We start from the raw sequence: 26,081 nt of genomic DNA, 5'->3' as shown, positions 1-26,081 counted from the left end.
CCCGATGACGAGGGGCCGCGCGAAGGGGCGCGCCCTGCCACACGCCACGGGAGGGGCGCGTCATGCCGACAGATACCGATCACTACGAATCTTCGGTGCGCGAGAGACGCGCCGAGACCGTCGCCGAATTCAAAAGTCACAAAGCCGGCCCGCTGCAACGGGTCCAGCATGCGCTGCACGTCACGCCGGCGCTGGTGCCGCTGATCGTACTGCTGGTCTCGATCATCGTCTTCGGGCTGCTGCTGGGCTCGCGTTTCTTCTCGCCCTTCGCGCTGACGCTGATCCTGCAGCAGGTGCAGATCGTCGGCATCGTCGCCGCCGCGCAGAGCCTCGTGATCCTGACCGCGGGCATCGACCTGTCGGTCGGCGCGATCATGGTGCTGAGCTCGGTGGTGATGGGCCAGTTCACCTTTCGCTACGGCATCCCCGCCCCCGTTGCCGTCGCCTGCGGCCTTGCCGTCGGCACGGCCTGCGGCTTCCTCAACGGCTGGCTCGTTTCGGTGATGAGGCTGCCGCCCTTCATCGTGACGCTGGGCAGCTGGCAGATCTTCCTCGCCACCAACTATCTCTATTCGGCCAACGAGACGATCCGCGCGCAGGAGATCGAGGCCGCCGCGCCGATCCTTCAGCTCTTCGGGGCCAAGTTCCAGATCGGCGGCGCGGTCTTTACCGTCGGGGTGGTGTTCATGATCGCGCTGATCGTCGTGCTTGGCTGGACGCTCCGGCAGACCGCCTGGGGCCGGCACGTCTATGCGGTGGGCGACGACGCCGAGGCGGCGCAGCTTTCGGGCGTCAACGTCAAGCGCACGCTGATCTCGGTCTACATGCTGTCGGGGCTGATCTGCGCCTTCGCCGGTTGGGCCCTGATCGGGCGCATCGGTTCGGTGTCGCCGACTTCCGGCTACGATGCCAACATCGAGAGCATCACCGCCGTGGTGATCGGGGGCATCTCGCTCTTCGGCGGACGCGGCTCGATCATGGGTTCGCTGTTCGGCGCGCTGATCGTGGGCGTGTTCTCGCTCGGGCTGCGCCTGCTCGGGGCCGACGCGCAGTGGACCTATTTCTTCATCGGCGTGCTGATCATCGCCGCCGTGGCCGTGGACCAATGGATCAGGAAGGTGTCGGCATGAACATCGAACAGAAACGCGAACCCATCCTCAAGGGCCGAAATCTCGTCAAGCGTTACGGCAAGGTGGTCGCCCTCGATCACTGCGACTTCGACCTCTACCCGGGCGAGATCCTCGCGGTCATCGGCGATAACGGGGCCGGCAAATCGACGCTGATCAAGGCGCTTTCGGGCGCCGTCATCCCCGACGAGGGCGAGGTCTATCTCGACGGGAAGCAGGTCCATTTCCACTCGCCCAACGACGCGCGCCATGCCGGCATCGAGACGGTCTACCAGACGCTGGCGATGTCGCCCGCGCTCTCGATCACCGACAACATGTTCATGGGGCGCGAACTGCGCAAACCCGGCTTTCGCGGCAAGTGGCTGCGCCAGCTCGACCGGGCCGGCATGGAGAAGTTCGCCCGAGACAAGCTCAACGATCTCGGGCTGATGACGATCCAGAACATCAACCAGGCGGTCGAGACGCTGTCGGGCGGGCAACGGCAGGGCGTGGCGGTGGCGCGCGCGGCGGCCTTCGGCTCCAAGGTGATCATCCTCGACGAACCCACCGCCGCGCTTGGCGTCAAGGAGAGCCGGCGGGTGCTGGAGCTGATCCTCGACGTGAAGTCGCGCGGCATCCCGATCATCCTGATCTCGCACAACATGCCGCACGTGTTCGAGCTGGCGGACCGGATCCATGTGCATCGGCTGGGCCAGCGGCTTTGCGTCATCGACCCCAAGAATCATTCGATGTCCGACGCCGTTGCCTTTATGACTGGAGCCAAGGAACCCGAGACCGAGTTCGAAGCCGCTTAACATCCAGACTCCCGTAGAGGCACGATTGCTCGACCTGACAGCCTACATCAATCCGCTGGCCGAAATGGTTCATGAGGCCGCGGCCAAGAAGCCCCGGGTCATCGTCGGCGTCGCCGGCGCGCCCGGAAGCGGCAAGTCGACATTGGCGACCGAACTGGCCCGGCGGCTCGAGCGTCAGAAGCTCAAGGCACGCATCGTGCCGATGGATGGCTTTCATCTCGACAATGTCGTGCTGGACCAGCGCGGCCTGCGCACCCGCAAGGGCGCGCCGGAGACCTTCGACGCGCGCGGCTTCGTGCTTCTGGTCAAGCGTCTGGCACGGGGCGAAGAGGTGGTGGCCCCGGTCTTCGACCGCGCCCGCGACATCGCCATCGCCGGGGCGCAGCTGGTTGAGGCCGACGCGCAGGTGGTGATCGTCGAAGGCAACTACCTGCTGTTCGACGAGGCGCCCTGGTCCGAACTGGCCCGGATCTGGGACGTTTCGGCCTATCTCGACGTGCCGTTGCCCGAGCTGCGGGCCCGGCTGATCGCGCGCTGGCTCGGACACGGGTTGAGCCGCACCGCCGCGACGCAGCGCGCGATGCATAACGACGTGCCCAACGCCCAGCGCGTGATCGATCGGGTCCTGCCCGCCGATCTAGTGCTGCGCCCCGCCTATGAAAGCGGTCCCGCGCAACAGCGCAGCGGGATCTGAAGACCGGCCACCCGTGTCACCGACCGCGCGCCCGGACCGCACGGCGCCGCGCGGGGGCCTTGCTGAAAAAATGCGTGAATTCCGTATCTTCCTGCACGGTTTTTAACATTGCGGCACCCCGATTCTGGCCTATGCTCGGCCTCGACGATCGCGGTCCGCGGAGGGAGCGGCGCGGCGGATCGGTTGACGAGTTCACGGGACAGGGAGGCCCATTACCATGCCACAGCCACATCGCAGACTATCCCAGCGTTCCATGGCCTTCGTCCTTGCGGGCGGACGCGGTTCGCGCCTGCGCGAGTTGACCGACCGACGCGTGAAACCGGCGGTCTATTTCGGCGGCAAGGCGCGGATCATCGATTTCGCGCTCTCGAACGCCATGAATTCCGGCATCCGCAAGATCGCGGTGGCGACCCAGTACAAGGCGCACAGCCTGATCCGCCACTGCCAGCGCGGCTGGAACTTCTTCCGCGCCGAGCGCAACGAGTTCCTCGACATTCTGCCCGCCTCGCAGCGCGTGGATGAAAGCATGTGGTATCGCGGCACCGCCGACGCGGTGACCCAGAACATCGACATCGTCGACGGCTACGACGTCGATTACGTCGTGATCCTCGCGGGCGACCACATCTACAAGATGGATTACGAGGTGATGCTGCAGCAGCACGTGGATTCGGGGGCGGATGTGACCGTCGGCTGTCTCACCGTGCCGCGCATGGAGGCGGTGGCCTTCGGCGTGATGCATGTCGACGAGAACAGCCGCATCACCTCCTTCCTCGAAAAGCCGAAGGATCCGCCTTCGATCCCGGGCCAGCCCGACAAGGCGCTCGCCTCGATGGGCATCTACGTCTTTTCTTGGAAATTCCTGCGCGAATTGCTGATCAAGGATGCCGAGGACGAGAACTCCAGCCATGACTTCGGCACCGATCTGATCCCCGACATCGTCAAGAACGGCAAGGCCATCGCGCATCGCTTCGACGATTCCTGCGTCCGTCCCGAAGGCCGCGAGGCCTATTGGCGCGACGTGGGCACGGTCGATGCCTTCTGGCAGGCCAATATCGACCTGACCAATTTCGACCCCGAGCTGAACCTTTGGGACCGCGACTGGCCGGTCTGGACCTACTCCGAAAGCGCACCGCCGGCGAAGTTCATCCATGACGAGAAGGACCGGCGCGGCTCCGCCGTCTCCTCGATGGTCTCGGGCGGCTGCATCATCTCGGGCACCGAGGTGCGCAATTCCCTGCTGTTCACGCAGGTGCACACCAATTCCTACTCGGTTCTAGACCACACGGTCGTGCTGCCCTACGTCAACGTCTCGCGCCACGCCCGTCTCAAGAACGCGGTGATCGACGCGGGCGTGATGATCCCCGAGGGCCTCGTCGTGGGCGAGGACCCTGAAGAGGACGCCAAGCATTTCCGCGTCTCGGAGGGCGGCGTTACCCTGATCACCCAGGCAATGCTCGACAAGCGCGCGGCGTCGCTCTGATGCGCGTCCTCTCGGTCGCCTCCGAATGCGCGCCGCTGGTCAAGACCGGCGGTCTCGCCGACGTGGCGGGCGCCCTGCCCGCCGCGCTGCGGGCCGAAGCGGTCGAGATGCGGACCATCCTGCCGGGCTACCCGGCGGTCATGGCCGCGCTCGCCGCGGACGCGGTGCAGGTGATGACCGAGCACGACCTGTTCGGCGGTCCCGCCCGGGTGCTTGCGGGACAGGCCGCCGGGCTCGATCTCTTCGTGATCGACGCGCCGCATCTCTATCGGCGCGAAGGGTCGATCTATCTCGGCCCCGACGGGCAGGACTGGCCCGACAATCCCGAACGCTTTGCCGCGCTGAGCCTCGTGGCGGCGCGGCTCGGCACCGAGGGCGTGACGCTGGACGGCCAGCTCTGGCAGCCGCAGCTCCTGCATTGCCATGATTGGCAGGCGGGTTTCGTCCCCGACTATCTGGCGCAGGCCGGCGGCGACTGCGCCACGGTACTGACGATCCACAACATCGCCTTTCAGGGGCTGACCGGTCACCACATGATCGAGCGGCTGCGCCTGCCCCGGTCGCGGTTTCACGCGGAAGGCTTCGAATATTACGGCAAGCTGTCGGCGCTCAAGGCCGGGCTGATGCGGGCGGACAGGCTGACCACCGTTTCACCCACCTACGCGGCCGAGCTGATGCGCCCCGAATTCGGCATGGGACTCGACGGGGTGATGCGGGCGCGCCGGCGCGATCTGTCCGGCATCCTCAACGGCATCGACGAGACCGCCTGGAACCCCGCCAACGATCCGCATGTCCCGGAGGGCTACCGCCACCCGGCGGGCAAGATCCCGAACCGCGATGCGCTGCGCGCCGAGATGGGCCTGCCGGATTCCGCCGGACCGCTATGCTGCGTGGTGTCGCGGCTGACCGAGCAGAAGGGTCTCGACCTGCTGCTCGAAGCCCTGCCGACGCTTCTGGATCGAGGTGGGCAGCTCGCGCTTCTGGGCTCGGGCGACAAGGCGCTGGAACAGGCGTTTCGCGACGCGGCGCGCGAGGATGGCGTGGCGGTGCGCATCGGCTATGACGAGGCGCTGTCGCACCGGCTCATCGCCGGGGCCGACGCGATCCTGGTGCCATCGCGCTTCGAGCCCTGCGGCCTGACCCAGCTCTACGGCCTGCGCTACGGCACGATCCCGGTGGTGGCGCTGACCGGTGGCCTCGCCGATACCGTGATCCACGCCTCGCCCGCCGCGCTCGACCGGGGGGTCGCGACCGGGATCCAGTTCCACCCCGTCGCGGCCGATCCGCTCGCCGTTGCGCTGGACCGGCTCTGCGATCTCCATGCGCAACCCGACATCTGGGCCCAGATGCAGGCCAACGCGATGCGCCAACCGGTGGGCTGGGCGAGCTCGGCTAGGGCCTATGCGGCGCTGTACCGGGATGCTATCGCCACCGCATGAGCACCAGAACCCGGATCAGCGCCGGTCGGCCGCACCCGCTCGGCGCCACGCCCGATGCAGGCGGCGTCAACTTCGCCGTCTTCTCCCAGAACGCCACGCGCATGCAGCTTTGCCTATTCGAGCGTTACGGCCGCGAAACCGCGCGGATCGACATGCCGGAACGCGAGGGCCATGTCTGGCACTGCTACATCCACGGGCTCAAGCCCGGCCAGCACTACGGATTTCGGGCGCACGGCCCCTACCGACCCGATGAGGGGCACCGCTTCAACCCCAACAAGCTGCTGCTCGACCCCTATGCGCGCCAGATCAGCGGCCACGCGATCTGGCACGATGCGCTGCACGGCTACGACACCCGCTCGAAGCTGCAGGATCTGAGCTACGACACTCGCGACAGCGCCCCCTACATGCCGCGCGCCGTGGTCACCGATACCTCGAAGCTGCTGCCCGCGCGGCATCCCGACCGCCCGATGGCCGATACGGTGATCTACGAGGCGCATGTGGCGGGGCTCACCGCCGATCGACCCGACATCGCCTGCCGGGGCCGGTTCCAGGGGCTCGCCTCCGACAAGATCATCGATCATCTCGGCCGGCTCGGGGTTACCGCGATCGAACTGCTGCCGGTCCACGCCTTCGTCAATGACCGGTTTCTGGTGGAAAAGGGGCTGTCGAACTACTGGGGCTACCAGTCGATCGGCTTCTTCGCGCCGGAACCGCGCTATCTCGCGAGCCACGACATCGCCGAGTTCCGCGCCATGGTCGACCGGTTCCACGCGGCCGGGATCGAGGTGCTGCTCGACGTGGTCTACAACCACACCGGCGAGGGCAACCAGCTCGGTCCGACCCTGTGCTTCCGCGGTCTCGACAACGCCAGCTACTATCGGCTCGCCGAGAACCGGCGCTACAATATCGACGACACCGGCACCGGAAACACCCTCAACATCGAGCATCCGATGGTGCTTCGCATGGTGATGGACAGCTTGCGCTACTGGGTGGAGGTGATGGGAGTCGACGGCTTCCGCTTCGATCTGTGCACCACTCTGGGTCGCAGGGCCCATGGTTTCGACCGCAACGCCCCGTTCTTCCAGGTACTGCGTCAGGATCCGGTGCTGGGCCGGGTCAAGCTGATCGCGGAGCCGTGGGATATCGGCCCCGGCGGCTACCAGCTGGGCGCCTATCCCGCGCCCTTCGCCGAGTGGAACGACAAGTTCCGCGACGAGGTGCGCGACTTCTGGCGCGGTACGCCCTCGATGATCGGCAAGCTCGCGGCCCGGATCTCCGGCTCGGCGCAGCAGTTCGACCACGACAACCGCCCCGCGACCTCCTCGATCAACTTCCTGACCGCGCATGACGGCTTCACGCTCATGGATGTCGTGTCCTACAACGAGAAGCACAACGAGGCCAATGGCGAGGACAACCGCGACGGCCATTCCGCCAATCACAGCGACAACATGGGGGTCGAGGGGCCGACCGATGACAGCAGCATCAACGCCGCCCGCGCCCGCAGACGCCGCAACATGCTGGCGACCCTGATGATCAGCCAGGGCACGCCGATGATCCTCGCCGGCGACGAGCTGGGCAATTCGCAGCAGGGCAACAACAACGCCTATTGCCAGAACAACGAGATCGGCTGGGTCAACTGGGACGCCACCGACCCCGAATTCCTCGGCTTCGTGCGCAAGCTCGTGGCGTTCCGGCGACTGCACCCGATCCTGCGGCAGAAGCGGTTCCTGCATGCGCGCAGCCGCAAGATCGACAACCGCACCGACCTGTTCTGGCGCCGCGCCGATGGTCGCCCGATGACCGAGGCCGACTGGGAGGATCCCGAACGGCGGCTTCTGGCCTTCGAGCTTCGCACCGCTTCGGGCACGCCCGATTACGCGGCACTTGAATACGCGCTCTTCGCCGTGATCAACAATGGCGGACCCTGCTCCGTCACCCTGCCCGCCCCGCCCGAGGGCCATGTCTGGGTGCGTCATATCGACAGCGCCCGCCCGCAGGCCGACCCCAGACCGCATGGCGGCCGGACCCGGGTCCGGGGCCGGTCGGTTGTGGTCATGGTGCTGGAGCCGTCGCAAGATGCCCCGAACGAACCCGCAAGCCGAGGAGATTGAACCAGTGGAACAGATCACGGTGAACACGAAGCCCATTCAGGGCCAGAAGCCCGGCACCAGCGGGCTGCGCAAGAAGACCCGCACCTTCATGGAGCCGCATTTCCTCGAGAACTACGTGCAGTCGATCTTCGACGGCATCGGCGGCATCGAGGGCAAGACGCTCGTGCTCGGCGGCGACGGGCGCTACTTCAACGACCGCGCCAGCCAGGTGATCCTGCGAATGGCCGCCGCCAATGGCGCCGCCAAGGTGATCGTCGGTCAGGACGCGATCCTTTCCACCCCTGCCGCCTCGAACCTGATCCGCAAGCGCGGCACCGATGGCGGGCTGATCCTCTCGGCAAGCCACAACCCCGGCGGCCCGGACGAGGATTTCGGCTTGAAATACAACACCCCCAATGGCGGCCCGGCGCCCGAGAACATCACCGACAAGATTCACGCCGCGACGCAGGGGCTGACCCGCTACCGCATCACCGAGGCGCAGGACATCGATCTCTCCTCGCCGGGCGTCACCACGCTCGGGCAGATGGAGATCGAGGTGGTCGATCCTGTGGCGGACTACGCCATGCTGATGGAAGAGATCTTCGACTTCGACGCGATCCGCGAGTTGCTGGCGGGCGGCTTCCGCATCCGTTTCGATGCGATGCACGCCGTGACCGGCCCCTATGCGGTCGAGATCCTCGAGAACCGGCTCGGCGCGGCCTCGGGCTCGGTCGTCAATGCCACCCCCTCGCCCGATTTCGGCGGCGGCCACCCGGACCCGAACCCGATCTGGGCCAAGGATCTGGTGGACGCGATGATGTCGGACGATGCCCCCGATTTCGGCGCGGCCTCGGACGGCGACGGCGACCGCAACATGATCATGGGACGCGGCGTCTACGTCACCCCCTCCGACAGCCTCGCACTGCTGGCGGCCCACGCGCATCTCGCCCCGGCCTACAAGGGCGGGCTCAAGGGCGTCGCGCGATCCATGCCGACCTCCGCCGCGGTCGACCGCGTCGCGGAGAAGAAGGGCATCGCCTGCTACGAGACGCCCACCGGCTGGAAGTTCTTCGGCAATTTGCTCGATGCCGGGCGCGCGACGCTCTGCGGCGAGGAAAGCGCAGGCACCGGTTCGGACCATGTGCGCGAGAAGGATGGGCTCTGGGCGGTGCTGCTGTGGCTCAACATCCTCGCCGAGACCAAGAAGAGCGTGAAGGACCTGCTGTCCGAGCATTATGCCGAGTACGGACGCAACTACTACTCGCGCCATGATTACGAGGATGTGGAGGCCGAGAAGGCCAACGCGCTGATGGACGGTCTCCGCGGCAGGCTGGGCGAGCTGCCCGGTCAGAGCTTCGGCGGCCTGACAGTGAAGACCGCCGACGAGTTCTCCTATGACGACCCGGTCGACGGCTCGCGCGCCACGGCGCAGGGGCTGCGTGTCGGCTTCGAGGATGGCGGTCGCGTCGTGTTCCGCCTCTCCGGCACCGGCACGGTGGGCGCGACGCTGCGGGTCTATCTCGAATCGCTCGAAACCGATCCCGCAAAGTGCGACCGCGACCCGCAGGAGGCGCTGGCGCCGATCATCGCAGCCGCCGACGAGATCGCCGGTATCAAGTCCCATACCGGGCGCGATGCGCCGAACGTCATCACCTGATCCTGCCCCCTGCGAGGCCCCGGCGCATATGCGCCGGGGCCTCGCGGCCAGCCCTCAAAGCCAGCCCTTGGCCTTGAACCAGATCCAGGTCCCCGCCGCCGAGGCCACCATCGCGCCGAGCGCGATGAAATAGGCGTTCTGGTTGTCCAGCTCCGGCATATGGGCAAAATTCATCCCGTAGATCGAGGCGATCAGCGTCGGCGGCAGGAACAGCGCCGCGACGACCGACAGCGTGCGCACCACCGCGTTCTCGTCGAGATTGATCATGCCCAGCGTCGCGTCGGTCGCCAGCGCCACGCGGCTGTTGAGGAAATCCAGATGCACCTCTAGCGCGTTGATGTCGCGCATCTGCGCCTTGGCCAGCGTCGCGATCTGCGGGTCGCGGTGCTTCATCGTGCCGTTCCAGACGATGAAGGTCGAAAGCATCCGCTCCATGGTGAACAGGGCCAGCCGAACCTTGGCCGTCAGCTCCCCCTGCTGGCCGATATCGCGCAGCGCCAGCCGCAGCCCCTCCACGTCGTTCATCTCCTCGCCGAACACCTCGCCCGCCACCCGGTCGAGCACCCGCCCCGTCGCCTCCAGCAGGTCGGCCTGACGGGCGATGATCTCCTCGACGAGGCCGAGGAAGACACGCACGGGGGTGCTGCTGCCGGAACTCGACCGCTCGGCGCGGCTGCCAAAGGTCTCGAACGGGCGTGGCGAGTGGTGGCGCACCGTGACGAGCCGCTCCGGCGTCAGCATGAAGGTGACGGGCGCCGAGAACTGCCGCCCCTCGGCGTCGCGGCCGGGCAGCATCACCGTCATCACTTGGCAGTCGCCTTCCCGGTGCAGCCGGTTGGATATCTCGATCTCCTCCATGTCCTCGAGCGTGGGCACGCTCAGGCCGAAGGCCTCGACCCTTTCGACCTCGGTCGCATCGGGGGCGAAGAGATCGATCCAGAGCGCGTCACCGATATCCTTGGACGGTCCGAGCGGGGCGAGGCCCTTGCCCTCTGGATGATAGGCGGCGAGCATCGGCGGTCTCCTCTTTCCTGCGTCGAAAGAAGCAGATAGCGCCCTGTCGCCCCCGTCCAGTTCAGTCCTCGAATCCCGTGAAGGCCGGATCGGTCTCGACCCGGAGCGCGCGCAGCGGCCCCGCCATGACGATGAGCGAATAGAGTTCGACCCCGGGCGGCACCCCGCGCGGATGGTGGCCGCGCGGCACCAGCGTCACGTCGCCGTCGCGGATCGTCAGCGCCACATCGAGCCCGTCGCCGTCGAAGATACGCTGCACTGCGAACCCGCCCTCCGGCGCGACCCGGTGATAGGAAATCTCCTCCAGCCGCGTGATACGGGGGAAATCGTCCTCGTCATGCCGGTGGCCGGGCCATGACGCCCAGGCACCGCCCGGCGTGACCACCTCGCGCACCAGAAGCGTGTCGGCTCCCTCCTGCGCCTCCATCGCGATCTCGGTGACGCGGCGAGCAAGGATGCCCTCGCCCCGGCTTACCGGGTGCAGCCCCTTGGGTCCGAGGCAGCGCGCCGCATGGCCCGGCCGCGCGGGCGCGGAACAGACGGCGATGACGCAGTCGCTCGTGGCGCGCGCGCTCCAGTCGCTTTCCGCCGGCACGTAGAGCGCATGCGGCAGCCCTTTGAACGGGCTCGTCCGGTCGCCCATCTCGCCGAACCGTTCCTCGCCCGCCGACATCTCGGCCCGGCCCTCGATCAGCACGAGGATCGCTTCGCGGTCCTTGGTGGCGCGGGACAGCCCTTCGCCCTGCCGTAACCGATGCACCGCGAGACCGGCATGGTCCCAGCCCGCGCTTTCCGGTGTGATGTCGTGCAGGGTTCCCGTGGCGGCCACGGGCCGACGCAGCAGATCCGTCATGGCTCAGCCCTCCCCGGCATCCTTTCGCGGCGGATCGAAGACAACGAAGAACTGGTAGGCACACCACATCCCCGCCGCGCCGAACAGCAGCGCCCATCCCGGCGCGCCGTGGGTCAGCTCGACCAGCGCCCAGCCGAGCGCCAGCCCGACCACGAGCAACCGCCGCCACAACGGGATGAAGAACGGGCTCTGGACATCGAACAGCTTGCCCATGGGGTCTCCTCGCGGCTTTGCCTCGATCCCATCATGACGCGCCCGGGGGGAGCCCTGCAAGGGCTGCGACGGGGGTGCCGAACGAAGCGGCCCCTCTCTTTCCGTCGACCGCGAGTTTCCTAGCGGAGGCCGGTCCTTGCGATGATCCCGGCCAGCTCGGTCATCGCCGCGGCGCGCGCCGCGGCGAGGCCGCTGGCGCCGCTGCCTTGCGCGATCGGCACCGCGATCTCGAAGGTCTCGGCGCGGTCGCGGCCCAACGCATCGCGCGTCGCCACGAAATACTGTCCCGCCACGCGGAAGCGGCCCTGCGCGTCGGCGAGGAACTCCTCGACGCGCACCTCGACACGGGCCTCGGCGAAATCGTCGAAGGGCCAGGGTTCGGAGGCCACCCGCGCCCCGGTCGACAGTCTGAGCGCGCGGGCAAGCTCGAGCGTCGCCGCGCGCACCGGATCATCGGCCCAGAGCAGGTCATCGGCCGGTGTGATCACCCCTTCGGGCGTCTCGACATAGATCTCCTCGAGCGCCGCGTAGGTCGGCAGGGTGATCTCACGCAACTCGACCGAACCGAAGGCGATCGCGACCTTCTCGGTCGGCACGACCTGCGGCACCGCGTAGCGCAGCTCCGGCCCGCCGCAAGCGGCGAGGCCGGTCACGAAAGCCATGGCGGGAAGGATGCGGTTCATCATGGCCTAGCGTCCTGTCAGAAGCGAGTTGGGGCGGCGTTCGATGGCGCGGGCAAGGGAACCCACGGCCTCGGCGGCCTTTGAGACGTCGCGCAGAGCCGCGCGCAGGTCGCGCAGCGCCGGCTCGGTGCCGCTGCCGATCGTGCCGATGGTGCCGTCCGAGGTCACCAGCAGCGCCTCGGCGCGGCTGACCAGCGACGGCAGCGTCCGCGCCGCTTCGGCCAGCCGGTCGGCGGCATTGGCGGCCGAGGCAAAGGTGGCGTTGGCGTTCTCGACCACGCCGCCCTCGCTCACCTGAGCGAGGATCACCCGCAGCTCGGACAGCGCGCCGTTCAGCTCGCCCGGCAGCGCCCGCGTCGTGTCCTGCTTGAGGATGCGGTCGGCGCTGTTGAGCAGGCTGTTGGCCTCCGCGACCAGCACCTCGAGCGGCAGGTCGGCGGCCTTGCCGGCAACCGCGTTCAGGCTGTCGATCAGCTGCGGCGCGCCTGCAAGAGAGCGGTCGAGGCTGTCGGCGGCGCGCGCGGCGCTGTCGATCGCGGCGACGAGGCTTTCGCCGCCACCACCCGCATTGACCTCGGCCAGGAGCGTCCGCGCTTCGGCCACGCCCAGCTCCAACTCGCCCGCGAGCGTGCCGATCTGACCGGGCAGCGCCCGCGCCGCATCGGTGCCGATCAGGGCGCGCGCGTCCTGTGCGAGCCCCGACACGCGGTCGAGCAGAGCTTCCACCGGCAGGTCCTGCGCCATCGCCGCGACGGCGTCGATCCGTTCCACGAGCTGCGGAACACCTTCGAGCGAGGCGTCGAGCGAGGCCGCCGCCGCGCCCGCCGCATCCACGGTCTCCAGAAGCCGCGCCACGCCCTGCTCCTCGTTGAGGCTGGCGATCAGGCTGCGCGCCTCGGCAGTGCCGCCTTCCAGCTCGGCCAGAAGCGCGTTGACGCGGCCCGGCAGGGCCCGCGTCTCGTCGGTATCGATCAGACCGCGCGCCGCACCGGCCAGCCCCGATACCTCGGTCAGAAGCGTCTCGAGCGGCAGCTCGTTCGCGGTGGCGACGAGCGTGTCGATCCGGCTCACCAGCTGCGGCACGCCCGCGAGCGAGCGATCGAGCGTGGTGACGGCGGCATTCGCGGCATCGACCGTTTCGAGCAGTCGCGTCACCGCCTGCTGCTCGTTCAACCCGGCGATCAGGGTCCGGGCCTCGGCGGTGCCGCCCTCCAGCTCGGCCAGAAGCGTGTTGACGCGGCCCGGCAGCGCCTGCGTCTCCTCGGCTCCGACCAGCGCACGCGCCTCCTCGGCCAGCCCCGACACCTCGGTCAGCAGCGTCTCGAGCGGCAGCTCGGCCGCGGTTTCCGCAACGCGGTTGAGATTGCCGATCAACTCCGGCACGCCGTCGAGCGCGGTGTCGAGATCGGCGGTCACGGCGGCGGCGACGTCCACCGCCTCGAGCACCCGGCGCACCGCCTCGGCATCGCGCACATCGTCGAGGATCAGCCGGACATCGTTCACCGCCAGCTCGATCTCGCTCATCACGGTACCGATCTGCTCGGGAACCGCCTGCACCTCGTCGGAGCCGACAAGACCGCGGATGTCGCCCAAGAGCGCGCGCACGTCGCCCGGCGTCTGCTGCAGGTCCTCCGAGCCGATGAGCCGGGCCGAGTTCTCGAGGAAGCTGGTGGCCGAGGCGAGCAGTTCTTCGATCGGCAGGTTGTTGATCCGGTCGAGCGTGCCTTGCGCCGTCGCCTGCACGTCGGAAATCTCGCTGTCGGTCACAGGGACCGAGGGATAGGGCAACGCATCGACATTGAGCGCCGCAGGCTCGGCCCCCGGCACGTCGATCAGCTGCACCTTGAGACCGCCGGTGAGGATCGAGCCGGTCACGAGCCGGGCGCGCAGCCCGTCGGCCACCTCGTCGACGAAATACTCGAGCGCCTGCTCGACGCCGCCCTCATCCGCCATGCCAAGCCGCGAAGGCAGGATGTTGAGCACGGTCTGCAGCCGCACGCCGCGATCGCCGAAGCGTTCCTCGTCGACCAGACCGTTGAGCCCCGAGACGGAGCCGATGCGCACGCCGTCAAGCTCGACCGGCGCGCCCACGGCGAGACCCGAGACGTTGCCGTCGAACACGGCGACGAGGTTGAGCGAGGGCCCGTCGGGGGTGTTGAACACCGAGTTCCGCGCGGTCTCCTCGGCGTCGTAAACTTCGAAGGTCTGGCCGTCCTCGGCCAGCGTCGCGCCCGAGACGAAGGTGTCGAAGGCCAGCCCGCCCGCGAGCAGCGCCGCGACGCTGTCGAAGTCGATCTCGGCGCCGCCGGTGCCGATCTTGACCGAGAAACCGGAGGTGTCCCAGAACCGCGTGGTTTCGGTGACAAGGTTGTCATAGGGCGCGTAGATCACCGCCGGGGCCTCGACGTAGAAGCCGTCGGTCGAGACGCCCGCCGCGCCGATCCGGCCCGCCTCGACCCCCTTGTAGAGGATCGGGCTGTTGCCCGACAGCACGCCCTCGGTCGCGCGCAGCGTGATCTCGATGCCCTGCTGGTCGGGTCCCAGCAGCGGTGCCCGCGCCAGCCCCTCGAAACGGGTTTCGGCGGTCCCGGGGCGCCCGTCCCACTGGCCGCGGATATAGACGCCCGACAGCACAGTATCGAGACCGGTGACGCCTTCGGTACTGACCTCGGGACGGACGATCCAGAAATCGGATCCGGAATCGATGTAGGGCGCGACGTCCTTGTCCACCCGGATCGCGATGCGGACCTGGTCCAGCCCTGCGGTGAAGCCCACCTCCTCGACGACACCGACCGCGACGTCGCGAAACCGCAACTCGGTCTCGTTCGCCAGTACACCGCCCGCATCCTCGAACAGCACCTCGATCAGGGGGCCCTGATCGCTCCAGCTTTTCCAGCCGATGCCCAGCGCCACGGCGAGCGCTCCCACCGGCACCAGCCAGACGATGGAGACACGGCTGCGCAGGGAACGCTTCTCGCCTTCCACCGGGACCTCGGGCACATCAGCGCTCACGCGCGGTCGCCCGAGTCGTTGTCGTCATCCGCGCGATCCCAGATCAGGCGCGGGTCGAAGGATTGGGCGGAGAGCATCGTGAAGATCACCGAGAGTGCGAAGGCGAGCGCCGCCGGGCCCGGCTTGATCGAGGCGGCGAGATTCAACTGCACCAGCGCCGTCAGGATCGCAACCACGAAGACGTCGATCATCGACCAGCGCCCGATATACTCCACGATTTCATAGAGCCTGTGGCGCGCATGCGGCGTCGCGACCGAGCCGCGGCGCACCGAGATGGCGAGCCAGGCGATGGCGGCGAACTTGCCGATCGGGATCGCCACGGATGCCACGAGGATGATCAGCGCGACGAAGGGCGCGCCATGCAGCGCCAGTTCTATCGCGCCGCCGACGATGGTGTCCTCGGAGACGGTGAACAGCACCTGCGTGCGCAGCATCGGGTAGAGGTTGGCCGGGAAATAGCACATGAGCCCCGCGACCCACCACGCCCAGACCCTGCTCAGGCTGTGGGTGTCGCGCGACACCAGGGGCTTGCCGCAGCGACCGCAACGCTCCGTGCCCATCGGCCAGACGCGGGTGCAGCGGGTGCAGGCGACGAACCCCGCCTCGCGCGCGGTGACGGCGGCGCTCATGCCGGAACCTTCCGCTGCCGGGCAGTGTAGCCATGCTCCAGCGCCTCCCAGACCGACCAGCGGCACATCCAGCGATCATGGATCACGGTCAGAAAGACCAGCGCCGCAAACATCCAGAAGGCCGGACCGAAGCTCAGATTCGCAAGATCCGCCACCTTGACCAGCGCCACGGCGCAGCCCAGCGCGAAGATCTCGGCCATCGACCAGGGTCTGAGCGCCTCGGCCAGGGCGAAGAGCCGCAGCGCGCCCGGAGGCGCGGGGCGGTCGAAGACCAGCGGGCCCAGCACGTAGATGGTGAGGATGGCGCGGGCCAGCGGCACCAGCACGATGAGCGCGGTCACCGCGAGCGACAGCACCAGGAGCGGCCCGCCCGTGAAGCTCAGCGCCGCATCGAGGAGCGTCGCCTCGTTGACGAAGCCCTGCCGGCTGATCTTGAGAAAGGGAAACCAGACCGCGCCCAGCACCAGCACCAGCGAGGCGCCGGAAAGCGCGATGATGATCATGCCGGCCCGTTTGCGGGGCGCGATCAGCACCGTGTGGCAGCGCGCGCAGACTGCACGCTCGCCATGCGCGGGCATCTTCGCACGATAGAGCGCGTCGCATTGCGGACAGGCGATCAGTTCGGCCAGGTCGGCGCGCGCGATATCGATGCGGGGCATGGGATCCGTCCGTCAGCCATCATTCGCGCGGATGATAGGAGCCTGCGAAGGGAATGACCACGGGCGCCGGTGCACGCTGCCGTGACGCAGGAGCGCCACGACATTGTTGCCACCGGTCATCCACATGCGGCGCAGGTCAGGCCATCCACAGCGTAGGGAAGAGTGGCACGCCCGCTGCCCAGCTGGGCCTGCTCCGGCCTAGGCCTTGCCGATCCCGCCCGGCGTCGGTGTCACTACCGTCACCGCCTCGCCCGGCTTAAGCCGGGTTTGCGCGCAGGCGGGCAGCGTCTCGGTGCTGCCGTCCAGCCGCCGGATCTCGGTGCGCCCGACCTCGCCCGCGCCGCCGCCATCCAGCCCCTCCGGCGGGCGATGACGATGCGAGGACAGGATCGACAGGTCCATCTCCTCGAGAAAGCGCAGCGTCCGGCGGGTGCCGTCGCCACCCGGGAACGCGCCCGCGCCGCCCGAGCCCGGCCGCAGTGCGAAACTCTCCAGCAACACCGGAAAGCGGGTCTCCAGCACCTCGGGATCGGTCAGGCGCGAATTGGTCATGTGGGTATGCACCCCCGACGTCCCGGCAAAGCCGCGTCCGTCATTCATCCGCCCCGCCGGGCTGCCCGAACAGATCGTCTCGTAATACTGGTGCCGCGCATTGCCGAAGGTGAGGTTGTTCATCGTCCCCTGCGCATTGGCCAGGGCGCCCAGCGCCTGGAACAGCGCGTTCGTCACGTGCTGCGAGGTCTCGACATTGCCCGCGACCACGGCGCGCGGATAGGCGGGCCGCAGCATCGAGCCTTCGGGGATCACGATATCGATGGGGCGCAGGCAGCCCGCGTTCATCGGGATCGGCTGCTCGCACATCACCCGGAACACGTAGAGCACGGCGGCGCGCGCCACCGGTTCGGGCGCATTGAAGTTGTTCTCGCGCGCCTCCGAGGTGCCGGTGAAATCGACCTTCGCCCGCCGCGCCTCGCGGTCGACGGTGATCCGCACCCGGATCACCTGTCCGGTATCGGTCTCGTAGTCGCATTCGCAGTCCGAGAGCTGGCCCAGCAGCCGCGCCACCTCCTCGGCGGCATTGTCCTGCACGTGCCCCATATAGGCGCGCACCACGTCGAGACCGAACTCGGCCACCATGCGCCGCAACTCTGCCGCGCCGCGCGCATTGGCCGCGACCTGCGCCTTGAGATCGGCGATGTTCTGTTCGGGGTTGCGACAGGGCCAAGGGTGATCGGTCAGCAGGTGGCGCAGCGCCTCCTCGCGAAACTCTCCGCGATCCACGAGATGGAAGTTGTCGATCAGCACCCCCTCCTCGTCCACCGTGGTCGCCAGCGGCGTCATCGAGCCGGGTGCGGTGCCGCCGACATCGGCGTGGTGGCCTCGGCTGGCGGTCCAGAACAGGATCTCGCGGCCCGCCTCGTCGAAGACCGGCGAGACCACCGTGATGTCCGGCAGATGCGTGCCGCCATTGTAGGGCGCGTTCAGGGCAAAGACGTCGCCCGGGCGGATCACCTCGTTCTGCCGGATCACCGCCTCGACCGAGCGGTCCATGGAGCCCAGATGCACCGGCATGTGCGGCGCATTGGCGACCAGCGCGCCATCCTGGTCGAACACCGCGCAGGAGAAGTCGAGCCGCTCCTTGATGTTCACCGACTGCGCGGTGTTCTGAAGCGCCACGCCCATCTGCTCGGCGATGTTCATGAAGAGGTTGTTGAACACTTCGAGCAGGATCGGATCGGCCTTGGTCCCGGCGGCGAGCTGGCGCGGCGCGGCCTCGTGGCGCGCAAGCAGGATGTCGTCGCGCCCCGTGAGCCGCGCGGTCCAGCCCGGCTCGACCACGATGGTCTGGTTCGGCTCGATGATCAGCGCCGGTCCACGCATCTCGTGGCCGGGCGCGATCCCCTCGCGCCGATGCACCATGGCCTCGTGCCATTCCCCACCGGAGAAGAAGTGCGCCGTCTCCACCGGGCGCGCCTCGCCCCGATCGATCACGTCGCCACCGGTCTCGGCCAGCGCATGCGGCGGCTCCGTGCCTTCCACCTCGACCGCCTCGATCACCAGCCCCCGCTCGGGGCTGAGAAAGCCGAACTGCGCCTCGTGGGCGGCCTCGAAGGCGGCGCGCGCTCGCGCCATGTCGCCCTCGAAGGGGATCTGCAGCGCGGTATCCGTTCCCTCGTAGCGCAGGTGCAGCCGCGTGGCGTAGCTCTCGCCCGACACCCCCTGCCCGGCCAGCTCGGCCCCGACCTGCGCGGTCAGATCCGCGATCACCCGGTCCAGCGCCGGGCGCGTCGCCTCGGCGAGCGGTCGCACCAATCCCTGCTGGCGGCTGGACGAAACGGTGGCAAGGCCGATGCCATAGGCCGAGAGCAGGCCAGACAGCGGATGCACCAGCACCGCCTCCATGCCCAGCGCGTCGGCGACGAGACAGGCATGCTGCCCGCCCGCGCCACCGAAGGAATTGAGCAGGTAACGGGTCACGTCGTGACCGCGCTGGACGCTGATCTTCTTGATCGCGTTGGCCATGTTCTCGACCGCGATCCGTACGAAGCCTTCCGCCGCCTCTTCCGGGCTCCGATCGCCCGCCACCTCAGCGAAAGCCGCGCGTACGCCGTCCCGGTCGAGCTTCTGGTCCTGACCGGGGCCGAAGATCGCCGGAAACAGCTCCGGGTCGAGCTTGCCCAGCATGACGTTGGCATCGGTCACGGTAAGCGGCCCGCCGCGCCGGTAGCAGAGCGGCCCGGGATCGGCGCCGGCGCTGTCGGGGCCGACGCGAAAGCGGCCGGGATCGGCGTGCAGCACCGAACCGCCCCCCGCCGCCACGGTATGGATGCGCATCATCGGCGCGCGGATGCGCACACCTGCCACCTCGGTGTCGAAAGCGCGTTCGTACTCGCCGGCGCAATGGGCCACGTCGGTGGAGGTGCCACCCATGTCGAAGCCGATCACCTTATCCCAACCGGCGGCACGGCCGGTCTCGACCATGCCGACGACACCGCCCGCCGGGCCGGACAGGATCGCGTCCTTGCCCTGGAACGCCTCGGCCGCGGTCATGCCGCCCGAGGACATCATGAATTGCAGCGTCGGCCCCGCCTCGCCCGGCGGCGTCGCGCCGAGGGCCTTGGCCACCCGTGCCACGTAGCGCCGCAGGATCGGCGAGAGATAGGCATCGACCACCGTGGTATCGCCCCGCCCCACGAGCTTCAGCAGCGGCGAGACCTCGTGGCTGACCGAGACCTGCCCGAACCCCATGCCACGCACCATTTCCGCGAGCCGTGCCTCATGCTCGGGCGCGTTCCACGAATGCATCAGCACGATGGCGACAGCGTCGATGCCATCTGCGCGCAGCCGCTCCAACTCCGGGCTTAGGGCCTCGGCGTCCAAGGGTGTCTCGATGGTGCCGTCCGCGTGCACCCGTTCCTCAACCTCGATCACCCGCTCGTAGAGCTGTTCGGGCAGCAGGATCTCCTTGGCGAAGATGTCGGGCCGCGCCTGATAGGCGATCCGGAGCGCATCGCGGAAGCCGCGCGTGATCAGCAGGGCGGTCCGGTCGCCCTTGCGTTCGAGCAGCGCGTTGGTGGCGACGGTGGTGCCCATCTTGACCGTGCCGATGCGCGCGGGCTCGACGGTGCCGCCCAACAGCCTGCGAATGCCCTCGATCGCGGCATCCTCGTAAGCCTCAGCGTTTTCGGACAGAAGCTTCAGCGGATGCAGCGTGCCATCCGGGGCCCGGCCGACCAGGTCGGTAAAGGTGCCGCCACGATCCACCCAGAAATCCCAAACACTCATGCTCCACCCCCTTGTGCTGTCCGCCAAGGGGTGCGCAATCCACCGGAAGCGGTCAAGACGTCTGACCGCCTCGCGCATAAGCTCAGGCTATGGGCAAATGCTCGCGATTGTGGCACTCTCCAGCCGGAGGAGACGAATTGCGGCGAACTGCAGGGAGGGCGGCATGACGCGCAACTGGGATCTGATCATATTCGACTGCGACGGCGTGCTGATCGACAGCGAGTTGCTCAGCGCCGAAGTTCTGATCGAGCTTCTCGCCGCAGACGGGGTGGAAATCGATTTCGATCACGTGCGTCGCAACTTCCTCGGCCGAAGCTTTCCGACCGTGGCGCGGCATATCCGCGAAGAGCTGGGCCATCCCCTCGCCCCGGATTTCGAAAGCCTCTACCGGGCGCGGCTCCTGAGGCGCTTCGAGGACGAGTTGAAGCCGATGCCGGGCATCGCCGAGGCCGTCGCGATGCTGACCGCGCGCGGCGTGCCGCTTTGCGTCGCCACCTCGTCCTCGCCACCGCGCGTCGCGCGATCGCTGGCCATCGCCGGCCTGGCCCAGGCGTTGCCGCATGTCTTCACCGCGAGCCAGGTGGCGCGGGGCAAGCCCGCCCCCGACCTGTTTCTTCTCGCGGCAGAGACCATGGGCGCGAAACCGGCACGCTGCCTCGTGATCGAGGACAGCCTTCCGGGGCTCGAGGCGGCGGCGGCGGCGGGAATGACCGCCGTGCGCTTTCTGGGCGGCAGCCATCTCGCCACCGCCACGCTGCGCCACAATCCCGCCCTGCCACTCCTGCACCGCTGGACCGATCTGCCCGCGCTTCTCGACAGCCTGCCCGCGCCGGAGGTGGTATGAGTCAGTCGCGCTTCACCCCCGAGACGACCCGCCTCGACGATGCGGCCCGCGCGGGCTGGCTCTACTATGTCGCGGGCAACACGCAGGACGAGATCGCCAAGAAGCTCGGCGTCTCGCGCCAATCGGCGCAAAGGCTGGTATCGCTCGCCGTGTCGGAAAAGCTGGTCAAGGTCCGGCTCGATCACCCGATCGCGCGCTGCATGGATCTTTCCGGCGCGTTGTCGGAACGCTTCGGCCTGCGGGTGATCGAGGTGGTGCCCTCCGATCCGTCGGTTCCCGAGCTTCTCACCGGCATCGCCATCGCCGCCGCCGCGGTGCTGGAAAAGACCCTCAAGAGCCCGGATGAGAAGATCATCGCGCTGGGCACCGGCCGGGCGCTGCGAGCCTGCGTCGAACAGCTGCCGCGCATGGATTGCCCGCAGCACCGCATCGTCTCGCGGCTGGGCAACATGATGTCGGACGGCTCGGCCACCCCCTACAACGCGGTGATCCGCATGGCCGAGCGCGTCGGCGCACGGCATTACCCATACCCGCTCCCCGTGGTCGCGCGCGACGAGGAGGAGTTGCGGGTCATGCATGGCCAGGAGGCGGTGCGGCACACGATGGAGCTGTGCACCCGCGCCGATCTGACCTTGGTCGGGGTCGGCCAGATCGGCCTGAACGCGCCGCTGCGGGTCGACGGCTTCATGACCGCCGAGGAGATGGAGGCGCTCATGGCCGAAGGCGCGGCGGGCGAGATCACGAGCTGGGTCTACGACGCCGATGGCCGGGTCATGGATTGCGCCTTCAATCGCCGCGTGGCCTCGGCACCGCTGCCGGTGCCCGGCAGTGGTCCGGTGGTCGGTCTCGCGGTCGGGAAGGACAAGGCGGGGGCGATCCGTGCCGCCCTGCGCGGCCGGTTGATCAACGGGCTGATCACCGACGAGGCGACGGCCGAGCGGCTGCTGAAGCAGTAGCCGCCCGGCCCTCGGGGCGCCTCAGCCCCGCGCGTAGCGCTCGAGCGTGGCGGCGACGCCGTCGTTCCACAGGGAGGCCAGCTGGCGCGCGAAGGCGTCGGCAAAGGCAGGCTGCCGCCCCAGATCGCCGAACACGGTCTCGTTCGAGAGGAAGGCCGAAGGATCGTCCTTGGCGGCGAGCGCGCGGGTCTTCAGCTCTTCGGCATTGTCGTCATTCGGCGCGATCGCCTCGCCCGCATCATCGGTGCCGGCGCAATAGCGGCACCACAGGGCCACCTCGAGCGCGAGCCCCTCGACGTCACGACCCGCCGCGAGCGCGTCGCGGATCACCGGCAGCACGAATTTGGGCTGGCGGTTCCATCCGTCGAAACACAGCCGCGGGATCGTGTCGCCGATCTCGGGGTTGGAAAAGCGCTCCTCGACCTTGCGGCGATAGGCTTCGAAGTCGACGCCCTCGATCGGCTCCAGCGTCGGGATGATCTCGCGCGTTTCCAGCGCCTCGAGCCAGGCGCGGATGCGGGGATCGGCCATGGCGTCATGGACGAAGTGATGCCCCAGAAGCGCCGAGGGATAGGCGATGGCCGCGTGGCCGCCATTGAGGATGCGCAGCTTCATCAGCTCGTAGGGCGCGACGTCGGCGACGAACTCCGCCCCCACCGTCTCCAACGCCGGACGGCCCTGGGGGAAGTTGTCCTCGAGCACCCATTGCCGGAACGGCTCGCACACCACGGGGGCGGCGTCGGTGATGCCGAAACGATCCTTCACCAGGGCCCGCTCGCGATCCGAGGTGGCGGGCGTGATGCAGTCCACCATGGTGTTGGGGAATGCGACGTTCTCCGCCACCCAGTCGGCAAAGGCAGGGTCGGCAAGCTTGGCCAGCCCCACCACCGTCTGCTTGGCGACATGCCCGTTTTCGGGCAGGTTGTCGCAGGACATCACGGTGAAGGGCGCCTCTCCCGCATCGCGGCGGCGACGCAGCGCGGTGAGGATCATCCCGAAGGCGGTTCTGGGCTGGTCCGGCTGCTCGGCGTCGTGGCGGATGTCCGGGTTCGAGGTGTCGAGGCCGCCGGTGCGCGCATCGACGAACCAGCCACCTTCGGTCACCGTGAGCGAGACGATGCGGATCGCGGGGTCCGACATCCGGGCCACGAGCTTCTGCGCGTCGATCTCGGTGAACTCGATCATCGCGCCGGTGACGCGGGCCGAAAGCCCGGCCGGGTCGAGCTCGACCACCGTGGTGAGGAAGTCCTGCTTCTCCAGCGCCTCGCGCATCTTCGCGTCGCCGGGCCGCACGCCGGCGCCGCTGATGGCCCAGTCGTGATCGGCACCGGTGCCGAACAGCCGGTCGAGATAGACCGCCATATGCGCGCGATGAAAATTGCCGACGCCGATATGGACGATGCCGGCGGAGAGCTTCGCGCGGTCGTAATCGGGTCCGGCGACGCCTTCGGGAAGGCGGTCGAGAGCCGCGGCGTTGAGATCAATGGCCATCATCAGCCTCCTGTAGAATTGTAACGAGCCGTCAGCTCATCCATTGGCCGCCATCGACGTTGTACGTCTGCGACACGATGTAATCGGCCTCGTCCGAGGCCAGGAACACGGCCATGCCGGTCAGGTCCTCGGGCGTGGCGAAGCGGCCGGCGGGCACGCCGGCGGCGACCTCGGCCTTCTTCTGGCCGGGCTGCTTGCCTTCGAGCTTGGCGAACATGCTGTCGACATGCTCCCAATGCGCGCCGTCGACGACGCCCGGGGCGATGGCGTTGACGTTGATGCCGTGCTTGATGAGGTTCAGCCCGGCCGACTGGGTCATCGAGATGACCGCCGCCTTGGTCGAGCAGTAAACCAGCACCAGCGGCTCGCCGCGACGTCCGGCCTGGCTCGCCATGTTGATGATCTTGCCGCCATGGCCTTGGGCGATCATCTGCCGCGCGGCGGCCTGCATGGTGAACAGCGTCCCCGCAACGTTGACGGCATAGAGCCGGTCGAAGCTTTCGCGGGTGATGTCGACGGTCTCGGCCGCGTCGAACAGCGCGGCGTTGTTGACGAGGATGTCGATCTTGCCCGCGCGCTCCACCACCGTGGCGATGGCGGCGTCGATGCTGTTCTGGCGGGTCACGTCGATCTGCACCGCGTAGGCGCCCGCGCCGATCTCGGCCGCCGCGGCCTGCGCCGCGTCGAGATTGATGTCGGCGATCGCCACCGTCGCGCCTTCGCGCACGTAGCGCTCGGCGAAGGCGCGACCGATGCCGCGTGCGGCACCGGTGATCAGCGCGGATTTTCCCGCCAATCGGCTCATGCGATGCGCAGCCCCTGCGCGTCGAAGCGGTGGATCTTGTCGGCCTGCGGGGTCAGGAACACGGTGTCGCCGTGGCGCAGCCCGACCTCGCCGCTGGCGCGGATCGTGAGCGTCTCGGCCAAGCCGGTGTCGTGCACGTGGAAGAAGGTGTCCGAGCCCAGATGCTCGGCGACGCCGATACGGCCCTTCCAGGTGCCCTCGCTGGCCGAGACGTCGATATGCTCGGGCCGCACGCCGATCGTCTCAGCGCCGTGCTTCCTGGCCTCGGCGCCCTCGATCAGGTTCATCTTGGGCGAACCGATGAAGCCCGCCACGAAGGTGTTGCGCGGGTTGCGGTAGAGCTCGAGCGGGCTGCCCACCTGCTCGATGTTGCCGGCGCGCAGCACCACGATCTTGTCAGCCATGGTCATCGCCTCGACCTGGTCGTGGGTGACGTAGATCATCGTGGTGTCGAGCCGCTTGTGCAGTTCCGAGATCTCCAGCCGCATGCCGACGCGCAGCGCCGCGTCGAGGTTCGACAGCGGCTCGTCGAACAGGAAGGCCGCCGGTTCGCGGACGATGGCGCGGCCGATCGCGACCCGCTGACGCTGGCCGCCCGAGAGCTGGCCGGGGCGCCGGTCGAGATAGTCGGTGAGGTTGAGCGCGCGCGCCGCGTTGTCGATGCGCCGCTTCTGCTCGTCCTCGGGCATGCCCGCCATCTTCATCGGGAAGGCGATGTTCTTGCGCACCGACATGTGCGGGTAGAGCGCGTAGCTCTGGAACACCATGGCCAGGCCGCGCTTGGCGGGCGGCAGGTCGGTGGCGGGTTGGCCGTCGATGCGGATCTCGCCGTCGGTGACGTCCTCGAGCCCGGCGATCAGCCGCAGCAGCGTGGACTTGCCGCAGCCCGAGGGGCCGACGAAGACGACGAACTCACCGTCTTCGATGGTCAGGTCGAGCGGCGGAATGACCTCCACGTCGCCGAATTTCTTGGTCACCTTGTCGAGCGTGATGCGTCCCATGGGTATATTCCTTATTTCACTGCGCCGAAGGTGAGCCCGCGGACGAGCTGCTTCTGGCTGAACCAGCCGAGGATGAGGATCGGCGCGATGGCCATGGTCGAGGCGGCCGAGAGCTTGGCGTAGAACAGGCCTTCGGGGCTGGAGTAGCTGGCGATGAAGGCGGTGAGCGGGGCGGCCTTGGCGGCCGTGAGGTTGAGCGTCCAGAACGCCTCGTTCCAGGCGAGGATGACGTTGAGGAGCAGCGTCGAGGCGATGCCCGGCACGGCCATCGGCGTCAGAACATGGATGATCTCGTCGCGCAGGGAGGCGCCGTCCATCCGCGAGGCCTCGAGGATCTCGCCCGGGATCTCCTTGAAGTAGGTGTAGAGCATCCAGACGATGATCGGCAGGTTGATCAGCGTCAGCACGATCACCAGGCCGGTCTTGGTGTCGAGCAGGCCGACGTCGCGGAAGATCAGGTAGATCGGGATCAGCACGCCGACCGGCGGCAGCATCTTGGTGGAGAGCATCCACATCAGCACGTTCTTGGTGTGCTTGGCCGGGACGAAGGCCATCGACCAGGCGGCGGGAATCGCGATGATCAGGCCCAGCACGGTCGAGCCCAGCGAGATCACCACCGAGTTCCAGAAGTGACGGAAGTAGTTCGAACGCTCCATGACGGTGGAGTAGTTCTCGGTGGTCCACTGGAAGAACAGGAACGAGGGCGGCGAGGAGATCGCCTCGGCCTCGGTCTTGAAGCTGGTCAGGATGGTCCAGAGGATCGGGAAGAAGATCGCGAGACCGATGATCCATGCGGCGATGGTGTAGCCGACCTTGCGGCGGGTGGAGACGGCGCGGGCCATGTCAGGCGCTCC

General features: G+C 68.1%; 21 protein-coding genes. 9 read left to right on the top strand and 12 right to left on the bottom strand.

Translation table 11 applies throughout. The annotated features are described in order from the left end of the window. Positions 1-62 precede the first annotated feature (62 nt). From O4G76_RS14180 to O4G76_RS14150, 7 genes are all read left to right on the top strand, one after another. Positions 63-1,130 carry an ABC transporter permease gene (locus O4G76_RS14180; RefSeq protein ID WP_269397931.1) on the top strand — a complete coding sequence of 356 codons (1,068 nt, stop codon included), beginning with the start codon at positions 63-65 and terminating at the stop codon, positions 1,128-1,130. After that, positions 1,127-1,921, top strand: a complete 795-nt coding sequence (locus O4G76_RS14175) for an ATP-binding cassette domain-containing protein (protein WP_269397930.1) — start codon at positions 1,127-1,129, stop codon at positions 1,919-1,921. The genes O4G76_RS14180 and O4G76_RS14175 overlap by 4 nt, the downstream gene beginning before the upstream one ends. 25 nt (positions 1,922-1,946) lie before the next feature. Beyond that, entirely contained in the window at positions 1,947-2,615 is a 669-nt protein-coding gene (locus O4G76_RS14170) for a nucleoside/nucleotide kinase family protein (RefSeq protein WP_269397929.1), read from the top strand. Positions 2,616-2,832: 217 nt separating this feature from the next. Continuing rightward, on the top strand, positions 2,833-4,095 hold the full coding sequence (gene glgC, locus O4G76_RS14165; protein WP_373568040.1) for a glucose-1-phosphate adenylyltransferase: 1,263 nt from the start codon (positions 2,833-2,835) through the stop codon (positions 4,093-4,095). Continuing rightward, complete coding sequence (glgA, locus tag O4G76_RS14160; protein ID WP_269397927.1) at positions 4,095-5,534, top strand: glycogen synthase GlgA; 1,440 nt, start codon at positions 4,095-4,097, stop codon at positions 5,532-5,534. The genes glgC and glgA overlap by 1 nt, the downstream gene beginning before the upstream one ends. Then, complete coding sequence (gene glgX, locus O4G76_RS14155) at positions 5,531-7,645, top strand: glycogen debranching protein GlgX (RefSeq protein ID WP_269397926.1); 2,115 nt, start codon at positions 5,531-5,533, stop codon at positions 7,643-7,645. The genes glgA and glgX overlap by 4 nt, the downstream gene beginning before the upstream one ends. Positions 7,646-7,649: 4 nt before the next feature. Beyond that, complete coding sequence (locus O4G76_RS14150; protein WP_269397925.1) at positions 7,650-9,281, top strand: alpha-D-glucose phosphate-specific phosphoglucomutase; 1,632 nt, start codon at positions 7,650-7,652, stop codon at positions 9,279-9,281. Between the two features lie 54 nt (positions 9,282-9,335). On the opposite strand, the gene O4G76_RS14145 is transcribed toward O4G76_RS14150, so the two are convergent. The 8 genes from O4G76_RS14145 to O4G76_RS14110 form a co-directional block, all read right to left on the bottom strand. Further along, positions 9,336-10,295 carry a magnesium transporter CorA family protein gene (locus O4G76_RS14145; RefSeq protein WP_269397924.1) on the bottom strand — a complete coding sequence of 320 codons (960 nt, stop codon included), beginning with the start codon at positions 10,293-10,295 and terminating at the stop codon, positions 9,336-9,338. Between the two features lie 61 nt (positions 10,296-10,356). Continuing rightward, positions 10,357-11,148 carry a 5-deoxy-glucuronate isomerase gene (gene iolB, locus O4G76_RS14140; RefSeq protein ID WP_269397923.1) on the bottom strand — a complete coding sequence of 264 codons (792 nt, stop codon included), beginning with the start codon at positions 11,146-11,148 and terminating at the stop codon, positions 10,357-10,359. Positions 11,149-11,151: 3 nt separating this feature from the next. Continuing rightward, positions 11,152-11,361 (bottom strand): hypothetical protein, encoded by a 210-nt coding sequence (locus O4G76_RS14135; RefSeq protein WP_269397922.1) that lies wholly within the window; start codon positions 11,359-11,361, stop codon positions 11,152-11,154. A 119-nt stretch (positions 11,362-11,480) separates the two neighbouring features. Then, positions 11,481-12,047, bottom strand: a complete 567-nt coding sequence (locus tag O4G76_RS14130) for a membrane integrity-associated transporter subunit PqiC (protein ID WP_269397921.1) — start codon at positions 12,045-12,047, stop codon at positions 11,481-11,483. A 3-nt stretch (positions 12,048-12,050) separates the two neighbouring features. Beyond that, a complete protein-coding gene (locus tag O4G76_RS14125; protein ID WP_269397920.1) occupies positions 12,051-15,056 on the bottom strand; it encodes an MlaD family protein in 3,006 nt (1,001 codons plus the stop codon). Continuing rightward, a complete protein-coding gene (locus O4G76_RS14120; protein WP_269397919.1) occupies positions 15,053-15,685 on the bottom strand; it encodes a paraquat-inducible protein A in 633 nt (210 codons plus the stop codon). The genes O4G76_RS14125 and O4G76_RS14120 overlap by 4 nt, the downstream gene beginning before the upstream one ends. Then, positions 15,682-16,344 carry a paraquat-inducible protein A gene (locus O4G76_RS14115; protein ID WP_269397918.1) on the bottom strand — a complete coding sequence of 221 codons (663 nt, stop codon included), beginning with the start codon at positions 16,342-16,344 and terminating at the stop codon, positions 15,682-15,684. The genes O4G76_RS14120 and O4G76_RS14115 overlap by 4 nt, the downstream gene beginning before the upstream one ends. A 198-nt stretch (positions 16,345-16,542) precedes the next feature. After that, entirely contained in the window at positions 16,543-20,130 is a 3,588-nt protein-coding gene (locus O4G76_RS14110) for a hydantoinase B/oxoprolinase family protein (protein ID WP_269397917.1), read from the bottom strand. A gap of 163 nt (positions 20,131-20,293) precedes the next feature. Between O4G76_RS14110 and O4G76_RS14105 the strand changes: the two genes are divergently transcribed. Together O4G76_RS14105 and O4G76_RS14100 are read left to right on the top strand one after the other, a co-directional pair. Further along, positions 20,294-20,974 (top strand): HAD family phosphatase, encoded by a 681-nt coding sequence (locus O4G76_RS14105; protein ID WP_269397916.1) that lies wholly within the window; start codon positions 20,294-20,296, stop codon positions 20,972-20,974. After that, a complete protein-coding gene (locus tag O4G76_RS14100) occupies positions 20,971-21,930 on the top strand; it encodes a sugar-binding transcriptional regulator (protein ID WP_269397915.1) in 960 nt (319 codons plus the stop codon). Before O4G76_RS14105 ends, O4G76_RS14100 begins: the two co-directional genes overlap by 4 nt. A gap of 21 nt (positions 21,931-21,951) precedes the next feature. Here O4G76_RS14100 and O4G76_RS14095 read toward each other — a convergent pair whose 3' ends face one another. The 4 genes from O4G76_RS14095 to O4G76_RS14080 are packed head-to-tail and all read right to left on the bottom strand — an operon-like array spanning position 21,952 to position 26,069. Further along, positions 21,952-23,421, bottom strand: a complete 1,470-nt coding sequence (locus tag O4G76_RS14095; protein WP_269397914.1) for a mannitol dehydrogenase family protein — start codon at positions 23,419-23,421, stop codon at positions 21,952-21,954. Positions 23,422-23,452: 31 nt separating this feature from the next. Continuing rightward, positions 23,453-24,226, bottom strand: coding sequence for an L-iditol 2-dehydrogenase (locus O4G76_RS14090; protein ID WP_269397913.1), 774 nt, complete (start codon positions 24,224-24,226; stop codon positions 23,453-23,455). After that, entirely contained in the window at positions 24,223-25,227 is a 1,005-nt protein-coding gene (locus tag O4G76_RS14085) for an ABC transporter ATP-binding protein (protein ID WP_269397912.1), read from the bottom strand. Before O4G76_RS14085 ends, O4G76_RS14090 begins: the two co-directional genes overlap by 4 nt. Positions 25,228-25,238: 11 nt before the next feature. Continuing rightward, positions 25,239-26,069 carry a carbohydrate ABC transporter permease gene (locus O4G76_RS14080; protein WP_269397911.1) on the bottom strand — a complete coding sequence of 277 codons (831 nt, stop codon included), beginning with the start codon at positions 26,067-26,069 and terminating at the stop codon, positions 25,239-25,241. Positions 26,070-26,081: the final 12 nt, after the last annotated feature.

The organism is Limimaricola sp. G21655-S1 (genome assembly GCF_027213785.1).
Taxonomy (GTDB): Bacteria; Pseudomonadota; Alphaproteobacteria; order Rhodobacterales; family Rhodobacteraceae; genus Limimaricola.
The sequence above is the reverse complement of the archived record's forward strand: the minus strand, read 5'-3'. Positions and strand labels throughout refer to the sequence as shown.